Here is an 8,851-nt window from a genome sequence, read left to right as displayed (position 1 = left end):
CCGCCCTCGACGGCCGCCGAGAGGATCGCGCGCTGGGCCGGGTAGACCGCGCCCTTGGTCTGCTTGCGCAGCAGCGCCGGGAACGCCGGCAGGAACGGCGCCAGCCTCGGGCTGCTGGGGGTGCCACCGGGCATCTTGTAGCCCGGCACGTCCCACGGGTTCGCGGCCGACTCGGCGTTCGCCCCCAGCCAGGCCCTCGCGGCCGGCAGCAGCTCGTCCTGGCTCTCGACGAGCTCGTCGACCAGGCCCTTCTCCCGGGCCTGGGCGGGCTTGAACCGGGTGCCCTGGAGGAGCACGTCCATCAGGGCCGACTGGAGCCCCAGCATGCGTACGACGCGGGTGACCCCGCCGCCGCCGGGCAGCAGGCCGAGCGTGGCCTCGGGCAGGCCGATCTCGGTGCGGCCGTCGTCGACGGCGATGCGGTGGTTGCACGCCAGCGCGATCTCGAGGCCGCCGCCGAGGGCGGCGCCGTTGATGGCGGCGACCACCGGCCGGGGGAACCTCTCGAGGCGGCGCAGGTCGGCCTTGACCGCCTCCGCGGAGGCGAAGACGTCGGCGGCGTCGTCCTGGGTCGCCGAGGACAGCAGCGTGAGGTTGCCGCCGGCGAAGAAGGTCCTCTTCGCGCTGGCCACCACGACCCCGGTGACGTCGTCCTGCTCGGCGTACAGACGCTCCACCGCGTCGTGCATCGAGCGCTGGTAGAGCTCGTTCATGGTGTTGGCGCCGGCGGTCGGGTCGTCGAGGGTCAGGGTGACGATGCCGTCGGCGTCGCGGTCGTAGCGGACCGCGGTCTGGGTGTCGGTGCTGGCGCTCATGGGTGCGTTCCTGTTCTAGGTCGGTGGTCGAGCAGCCGCGAGGGACGAGCGGCCTATCGAGACCTCAGACGAGCTCGACGATGGTGGCGACGCCCATGCCCCCGCCGACACAGAGGGTGGCCAGGCCCCGCCTCTGGTCGCGGCGCTCGAGCTCGTCGACGAGCGTGCCGAGGATCATGGCTCCGGTAGCTCCCAGCGGGTGGCCCATCGCGATGGCACCGCCGTTGACGTTGGTGATCTCGTGGCTGATGCCCATGTCCTGGATGAAGCGCATCGCCACGGCGGCGAACGCCTCGTTCATCTCCCACAGGTCGATGTCGGACACCTCGAGGCCGGCCCTGGCCAGCGCCTTGCGGGCGGCGGGGGCGGGGCCGGTGAGCATGATCGTGGGGTCGGCGCCGGACACGCCGGTCGCCACGATGCGGGCGCGCGGCGTGAGCCCGAGCTCGGCGCCGACCTGCTCGCTGCCGATGGCCGTGATCGCGGCGCCGTCCACGATGCCGGAGGAGTTGCCGGCGTGGTGGACGTGGTCGATCCGCTCGACCCAGTGGTACTTCTCCAGGGCGACGTCGTCGAAGCCGGCGTCGCGGCCCATCGAGGCGAAGCTCGGCGTGAGGCGGGCCAGCCCCTCCGGCGAGGTGTCGGGGCGGATCAGCTCGTCGTGGTCGAGCACGGTCAGGCCATTGATGTCGGTGACCGGCACCACGGAGCGGGCGAAGTAGCCGTTGGCCCACGCCTTGGCCGCGCGGTGGTGGGACTCGGCGGCGAAGGCGTCGACCGCGGCGCGGTCCCAGCCGCCGAGGGTGGCGATCAGGTCGGCGCCGATGCCCTGCGGCACGAAGCCGGTGATCAGCGCGGTGGCGGGGTCCATGGCCCAGGCGCCGCCGTCGGAGCCCATGGGCACCCGGCTCATCGACTCGACGCCGCCGGCGAGGATCAGGTCCTCGAAGCCGCTGCGGACCCGTTGCGCGGCCTGGTTGACCGCCTCCAGGCCAGAGGCGCAGAAGCGGTTGAGCTGCACGCCCGCGACGGTCTCGGGGAAGCCGGCCACCAGGGCGGCGGTCTTGGCGATGTCGCCGCCCTGCTCGCCGATGGGGGTGACGACGCCGAGCACGACGTCGTCGACGCGGTGGGGGTCGAGCGTCGGGTTGCGGCGCTGCACCTCCTCGAGCACCCCGACGATCAGGTCGATCGGCTTGACCTCGTGGAGGGAGCCCACGGCCTTGCCCTTGCCGCGCGGCGTACGGATGTGGTCGTACACGAATGCTTCTGCCATGACCGTCCTAGGGGAGAGCTGCCTACCTCGATTGTGACACTATTGCTGTCACTGTGGTCAAGGGTCGCCGTGTGGCGCCTGTCACCCGATCAAGGAGCACCTGTGTACGAGCCGGCCCCGGAGCCCGACAGCGTCCACCCGCTGCGCGGCCTGCTGACCCTCGACGAGCTGACGCGGCGGGTCGGCCTGAGCGTGCGCAACGTGCGGTTCTACACCACCCGCGGCCTGGTGCCGCCGCCGATCCGGCGCGGCCGGTCGGGCTACTACTCCCCCGACCACGTGGCCCGGCTCGAGCTCGTGCAGGAGCTGCAGGGGCACGGGTTCACGCTGTCGGCGATCGAGAAGTACGTCTCCGGGATCCCGGCCACCGCCACCCCCGAGGACATCGCGCTGCACCGCACGATGCTCGCCCCGTGGGAGGCCGAGCGCCCGGTCGAGATGAGTCGCAAGGAGCTGACCGCCCGGGCCGGCCGTGAGCTCTCCGACGGCGAGCTGGAGACCCTCGGCGCGCTGGGCATCGTCTCCCCGGTCAAGCGCGGGCGGTGGGAGGTGGCCACCTCCCAGCTCTCCGTCGGCATCGGCCTGCTGGACCTCGGCTTCCCCGCCGAGGCCGCCGTCGCCGCCGCCGACCTCTACGCCGCCCACGGCCGGGCCATCGCCCAGGAGCTGCACGAGCTGTTCCGGACGACGGTGTGGCCGGCCTACAAGGAGTCGGGCACGAGCCCCGAGAGGCTGCGCGAGGTGGTCGAGCGGCTCAAGCCGCTGTCGATCGCCTCGCTGGTCTCCGCCTACGAGGCGGCGATGGATGAGACCAAGCGCGAGAACATCGCGCGCCGCACGCGCTGACACACTGCCGGGAGACGCCCCCAGGAGCACGAAGCCCCGCCACGCGGGTGCGTGACGGGGCGAGGCGCTACTCGGGTCAGGACTTGAAGGCGTCCTTGACGTCGCCGGCGGCGTCCTTGACCTTCTCGCCTGCGTTCTTGGCGTGAGCCTCGGACTGGTCGGCCCGGCCCTCACCCTCGAGGCGCTCGTTGTCGGTCGCCTTGCCGGCGCCCTCCTTGGCCTGGCCGCCGAGGTCCTCGGCCTTGTTCCGTGCCTTGTCCGCGAGTCCCATGAGTGGTCCTTTCGTCGTGGCTGTCATCACCAGCCAAGCACGGAGCCGGTGAGACGGCGCCCGTCCGAAGAGGTGGGAGGGTCAGCGGCGGCCGGAGCTGAACGACGCGGCGCTGTGCGAGCCGCCACCGCCGCTGCCGGCCGAGCCACCACGTCGTGAGCGCTGACCACCTTGGCGCTGGCCCTGCGACGAGCCCGGCGCGGCGCCCTGGCCGGTGCCTCCCGAGCGCTGGCCTCCGGAGCGCTGGCCTCCGGAGCGCTGGCCGCCCGACTGCTGGCCGGTGCCCCGGTTGCCGCCGCCGCGGGCACGGTTGCGACCCCCGCCGGAGCGGCGGGCGCGGCCCTGGCCGGTCGGCGAGGAGCCGCCACCGGCGCCGGCCGGCACCTCGACGACGTAGCCGCCGGGCACGAGCGTGCGCTCCCCGGGCACCAGCTGCACCAGGATCGGGTGGCTGATGCCGTCGACGCGGGTGATGGTCGGCTTGATGCCGGCCGCGCGGGTGAGGTCGCGGACCTCACGCACCTGGTCGCTGGTCATCATCGTCACCACCGTGCCCTCGGCCCCGGCCCGCGCCGTACGACCGGAGCGGTGCAGGTAGGCCTTGTGCTCCGAGGGCGGGTCGGCGTGCACGACCAGGGAGACGTCGTCGACGTGGATGCCGCGGGCCGCGACGTCGGTGGCGACGAGCGTGCTCGCCAGGCCGGCGTGGAAGGCGTCCATGTTGCGGGTGCGGGCGTTCTGCGACAGGTTGCCGTGCAGCTCGACCGCCGGCACGCCCAGCTTGTTGAGCTGACGGGCCAGCGCCTTGGCGCCGTGCTTGGTGCGGGTGAAGACGACCGTGCGGCCGGGGCCGCTGGCGAGGTCGGCCAGCACGGGCAGCTTCTGCTCGCGGCCGCCGAGGTGCAGCACGTGGTGGGCCATCGTGGAGATCGGCGACTGCGCCGAGTCGGCCTCGTGGGTGACGGGACTGGTCAGGAAGCGCTTGACCAGGACGTCGATCGCCTTGTCGAGCGTGGCCGAGAACAGCAGCCGCTGGCCCGACTGCGGGGTGCGGTCGAGGATCCGGCGCACGCCGGGCAGGAAGCCGAGGTCGGCCATGTGGTCGGCCTCGTCGAGCACGGTGATCTCGATGTTCGACAGGTCGCAGTGGCCCTGACCGATGAGGTCCTCGAGGCGGCCGGGGCAGGCCAGCACGATGTCGGCGCCCTTCTTCAGGCCGGTGACCTGCGGGTTCTGGCCCACGCCGCCGAAGACGGTCTGGGTGCTCAGGCCGGCGGCCTTGGCCAGCGGCAGGAGGGCGGCGTGGATCTGGCCGACCAGCTCCCGCGTCGGCGCGAGGATCAGCGCGCGCGGCTTGCGCGGCATCGCCGGCAGCTTGGCGGCGTCGAGGCGCGCGACCATCGGGAGCAGGAAGGCGTAGGTCTTGCCCGAGCCGGTGCGGCCGCGGCCGAGCACGTCGCGCCCGGCCATGGAGTCGGGCAGCGTCGCTGCCTGGATCGGGGTGGGAGAGGTGATGCCCTGCTGCTCGAGGAGAGCGGACAGGGCGGTGGGCACGCCGAGGTCGGCGAAGGTCTGGGAAGACAAGGAGAATTGCTTTCGGTTGGCGTCTCGCCAACACATCACGCCGTATCGGCGGAGGTGTGCCTCCATGCGGAGGGCGCCATCTCGATCTCGTCGAGATCCTGCGCTGCACCCGGGGCAAGACTGGCCGGGCTGCTGAGGCCAACACTAGTCGGCGGCCGGGTGTTCCGTGGAATCCCGGGGATACCGCCGGCGTGTCAGCGGAAGGCCAGCACCCCGTCGTCGATCCGGCCGCGGCGGATCGACCGCACGTCGTACAGGTAGTTCTGCCGCAGCCTCCACGGCTCGGTGCCGCCCTGCTTGGGCAGGGCGTCGATCGAGCGCAGGACGTAGCCGGCCATGAAGTCCATGAAGGGCAGCCGCTCGACGTCGGGGTCGTCGACGGGTACGACGATGCGCCGGCCGCGCTGGTCCAGGTGCGCCAGCACCCGGCAGACGAACTCGGCGACGAGGTCCGCCTTCAGCGTCCAGGAGGCGTTGGTGTAGCCGATCGTGTAGGCGAAGTTCGGCACGCCCGAGAGCATCAGCGCCTTGTAGGCCAGCGTGCCGGGCAGGTCGACCTTCTCGCCGTCCACGACGAGGTCGATGCCGCCGAAGGCGACCAGGTTGAGGCCGGTGGCGGTGACGACGACGTCGGCCTCGAGCTCCTCGCCGGAGGACAGCCGGATCCCCGTGGGGGTGAAGCGGTCGATCGTGTCGGTCACCACGGAGGCGTCGCCGCGGGAGATCGAGCGGAACAGGTCGCCGTCGGGCACCAGGCACAGCCGCTGGTCCCAGGGGTTGTAGACCGGCTTGAAGTGGGTGTCCACGTCGTACCCCGCGGGCAGGGCCTTGGCCGTCGCCCTGCGGATCACCCCGCGCATGAAGTCGGGCCGCTTCTGCGAGAGCGCGTAGATGCCCGTGGTCACGCCGACGTTCTTCCACCGGGTGGCGGCGTACGACAGCGGCTCGGGCAGCACCCTGCGGAGGCCCGCGGCGATCCGGTCGACCGCCGGCAGGGAGAGGACGTACGTCGGGGAGCGCTGCAGCATCGTGACGTGGCCCGCCCCGGAGTCGGCGAGCGCCGGCACCAGCGTGACGGCGGTGGCGCCGGAGCCGATCACGACCACCTTCCGCCCGGCGTGGTCGAGGTCCTCGGGCCAGTGCTGGGGGTGGACGACCCGGCCGGCGAACTCCTCGATGCCCTCGAACTGCGGGGTGAAGCCCCGGTCGTAGTCGTAGTAGCCGCTGGTGGCCCACAGGAAGCTGCACGTGATCTGGAACGGCTCGCCGTCGTGGGTGCCGGTCACGGTCCAGCGCGCGGTGTCGGTGTCCCAGGAGGCGCCGGTGGCGTGCATGCCGTAGCGGATGTGGCGGTCGACGCCGTACTCCTCGGCGGTCTCGCGGACGTAGGCGAGGATCGAGGGACCGTCGGCGAGCGCCTTCTCCCCGCGCCAGGGCTTGAAGCGGTAGCCGAGGGTGTACATGTCGGAGTCGGAGCGCACCCCGGGATAGCGGAAGAGGTCCCACGTGCCGCCGCTGGCCGCGCGTCGCTCGAGGATCGCGTAGGAGCGCTGCGGGTGCGTGCGGCTGAGCTGGCAGGCGGCGCCGATGCCGGAGAGGCCCGCGCCGATGAGGAGGACGTCGACGTGCTGGGGGGTCGTGCTGGTCATGCCTGGACCGCCGTTCCGTTGTCGAGGAGGGCGTCCACGCCCTCGATGCCCCAGGCGGTGAGTGCCGCGCTGGTGTGGGCGCCGGCCGCGTGCGCCGGCGGGAGGCCGAGGGTGGCCGGGGTGCGGGAGAAACGGGGGGCCGGCGCCGGCTGGGTGATGCCGTCGGCCTCGACGAAGGTGCCGCGCGCCGCGAGGTGCGGGTGCCGGGGCGCCTGGGAGAGCGGGAGGACGCAGGCCACGCAGGCGTCGGTGCCCTCGAGCAGCGCGACCCACTCCGCCTGGGTGCGCTCCGCGAACCTGGCCGTGAGGGCGGCGCGGATGACCGGGTGGTTCGCCGGGTCGTCGCGGTCGGGCAGGTCGAGCGCGAGCAGGCGCACGAGCTCGGCCCAGAACCGCGGCTCCAGTGCCCCGACCGCCATGTGCCGGCCGTCGGCGGTCTCGTAGACGTCGTAGTACGGCGTGCCGCCGTCGAGCAGGCCGGACGCGCGCTCCTCGCGCTGGAGGCCGGTGGCGGCCATCGTGACAGCTATCGCGTTGAGGTGCGCGGTGCCGTCGACGACGAGGTAGGTCGACCCGCCGCCGAAGTCGCCGAGCAGGTTGGCCGGGAAGTGCGGCCGGTCGCGATCCTGCCCCAGCCCGAACAGCGCGCCGGTGACCGCGACGTAGTCGAGGTCGTGGCCGGCCGCGTGGGCGAGCGGACCGTCCTGGCCCCAGCCGGTCATCCGGCCGTAGACCAGGCGCGGGTTGCGCGCCAGGCAGGCCTCGGGGCCGAGCCCGAGCCGCTCCGTGGTGCCCGGGCGCAGGCCCTCGACGAGCATGTCGGCCGTCTCCACGAGCGCCAGCACCGTCTCCACCGCCTCGGGGCGCTTCAGGTCCAGCGCCACGCTGGGCCGGCCGCGGTTGAGCACGTCCTTCGCGCCGGCGTCGAAGTCACCGCCGCCCGGCCGGTCGACCCGCACCACGTCGGCCCCCAGGTCGGCCATCAGCATGCAGGCGTGCGGCCCGGGCCCGATGCCCGCCAGCTCGACCACCCGGACCCCGCGCAGCGGCCCGGTCCCCCGGCCGAGCTCGATCTCCATGAGGCGATTCTGACAGAGGTGGTGTCAGCGTTGCAGCGTCGAGCCCCGCGAGGGAGGGGACGCGACGCCTCGGCCTCGCGAGCCCGGGGTACGTCTGCGGCACGCGTCGTCCTGACCACCACTTGCAACTCGTTGCATAGCCCGGCACACTGGCTCCGTGGCCCTCGAGCACGCTCTCCTCGTCGCGCTCCGCGAGCAGCCTGGTGCGGGGCTCGACCTCACGCGGCGCTTCGAGAAGTCGATCGGCTACTTCTGGCATGCCACCCACCAGCAGATCTACCGCGTGCTGGCGCGGATGGAGGCCGACGGCTGGGTGCACGCGGAGGCGGTGGCGCAGACGGGCAGGCCCGACAAGAAGGTGTACGCCGTCACGGCCGCGGGCGAGCGGGAGCTGGCCGACTGGCTGGCGGCGCCCACACCCGTGGAGACCTTCCGCAGCGAGCTCGCCGTCAAGCTCCGCGGGGCGTCGTACGGCGAGAGGACGGCCGTGCTCGCCTCGGTCCGCGACAACCTCGCCGACCACCGGGCACGGCTCGCGCACTACGAGCAGCTCGCGAGACGCGGCTACCCCCGGCCCGGGTCGCTGACCGGGCACGAGCTCGACCAGTACCTCGTGCTGCGCGGCGGCATCGGGCTGGAGCAGTTCTGGATCGACTGGCTCGAGGAGTACCTGCACGCGCACCGGGGTCTCGACACGCCCCGCTCGTCCCTCGCGGGGCACTCGGCCACCGAAGGGACCGATCGATGACCTACGCCCACCTGCTGGCGCCGCTGACCATCGGCTCGCTCACCCTGCGCAACCGCGTGGTGATGGGCTCCATGCACACCGGGCTCGAGGACCGCCCGTGGGACGTCGACCGGCTGGCGGCGTACGTCGCGGAGCGGGCCCGCGGCGAGGTCGGGCTCATCATCACCGGGGGCTACGCGCCCAACAGGCGCGGCTGGCTCAAGCCGTTCGCGTCCGAGATGACCACCCGCCTCCAGGCGATGCGACACCGCCGGGTGACCGGGGCCGTGCACGCCGAGGGCGGCGCGATCGCCCTGCAGGTGCTGCACGCGGGCCGCTACGGCTACCACCCGTTCAGCGTCGGCGCCTCGGCGAGGAAGTCGCCGATCACACCGTTCCGGCCCACCGCGCTGTCGACCCGCGGTGTCGACCGGACGGCGTCCGACTTCGCCCGCGCGGTCCTGCTGGCGCAGAAGGCGGGGTACGACGCGGTCGAGATCATGGGCTCCGAGGGCTACCTGATCAACCAGTTCCTCGCCGCGCGCACCAACGACCGCACCGACGCGTGGGGCGGCACGGCCGAGAGGCGGATGCGGTCCCCCCC

Annotated in this window: 8 protein-coding genes and 1 pseudogene; 3 read left to right on the top strand and 6 right to left on the bottom strand. The window is 73.0% G+C overall.

Translation table 11 applies throughout. The features are described from left to right. The coding region (locus QZX64_RS05845; protein ID WP_295657666.1) for an enoyl-CoA hydratase/isomerase family protein at positions 1 to 815 on the bottom strand (815 nt) is incomplete at its 3' end. A gap of 64 nt (positions 816 to 879) precedes the next feature. Next, complete coding sequence (locus QZX64_RS05840; protein ID WP_295657665.1) at positions 880 to 2,091, bottom strand: acetyl-CoA C-acetyltransferase; 1,212 nt, start codon at positions 2,089 to 2,091, stop codon at positions 880 to 882. 102 nt (positions 2,092 to 2,193) lie between these two features. On the opposite strand from QZX64_RS05840, the gene QZX64_RS05835 reads away from it, so the two are divergent. Next, the gene (locus QZX64_RS05835) at positions 2,194 to 2,937 is read left to right on the top strand and encodes a MerR family transcriptional regulator (RefSeq protein WP_295657664.1); all 744 of its coding nucleotides are present in this window, start codon (positions 2,194 to 2,196) and stop codon (positions 2,935 to 2,937) included. Positions 2,938 to 3,013: 76 nt separating this feature from the next. Here the strand turns inward: QZX64_RS05835 and QZX64_RS05830 are convergent, their stop codons facing one another. From QZX64_RS05830 to QZX64_RS05815, 4 genes are all read right to left on the bottom strand, one after another. Further along, entirely contained in the window at positions 3,014 to 3,208 is a 195-nt protein-coding gene (locus QZX64_RS05830; protein WP_295657663.1) for a CsbD family protein, read from the bottom strand. A gap of 81 nt (positions 3,209 to 3,289) precedes the next feature. Continuing rightward, complete coding sequence (locus QZX64_RS05825) at positions 3,290 to 4,792, bottom strand: DEAD/DEAH box helicase (RefSeq protein WP_295657662.1); 1,503 nt, start codon at positions 4,790 to 4,792, stop codon at positions 3,290 to 3,292. Between the two features lie 194 nt (positions 4,793 to 4,986). After that, positions 4,987 to 6,441: an NAD(P)/FAD-dependent oxidoreductase gene (locus QZX64_RS05820; protein ID WP_295657661.1), complete on the bottom strand. Its 1,455-nt coding sequence runs from the start codon at positions 6,439 to 6,441 to the stop codon at positions 4,987 to 4,989. Then, positions 6,438 to 7,520, bottom strand: coding sequence for a CaiB/BaiF CoA-transferase family protein (locus tag QZX64_RS05815; RefSeq protein ID WP_295657660.1), 1,083 nt, complete (start codon positions 7,518 to 7,520; stop codon positions 6,438 to 6,440). Before QZX64_RS05815 ends, QZX64_RS05820 begins: the two co-directional genes overlap by 4 nt. A 157-nt stretch (positions 7,521 to 7,677) precedes the next feature. Here QZX64_RS05815 and QZX64_RS05810 point away from each other — a divergent pair, with 157 nt between their 5' ends. Together QZX64_RS05810 and QZX64_RS05805 are read left to right on the top strand one after the other, a co-directional pair. Next, positions 7,678 to 8,268 carry a PadR family transcriptional regulator gene (locus tag QZX64_RS05810; RefSeq protein ID WP_295657659.1) on the top strand — a complete coding sequence of 197 codons (591 nt, stop codon included), beginning with the start codon at positions 7,678 to 7,680 and terminating at the stop codon, positions 8,266 to 8,268. Next, positions 8,265 to 8,851 (top strand): annotated as a pseudogene (locus QZX64_RS05805) (NADPH-dependent 2,4-dienoyl-CoA reductase); the annotation flags it as partial. The gene QZX64_RS05810 and the pseudogene QZX64_RS05805, both read left to right, overlap by 4 nt.

The organism is uncultured Nocardioides sp. (assembly GCF_902805925.1).
GTDB lineage: Bacteria > Actinomycetota > Actinomycetes > Propionibacteriales > Nocardioidaceae > Nocardioides.
Note: the sequence above shows the minus strand (reverse complement) of the source record. Positions and strands in the feature narration are given on the sequence as shown.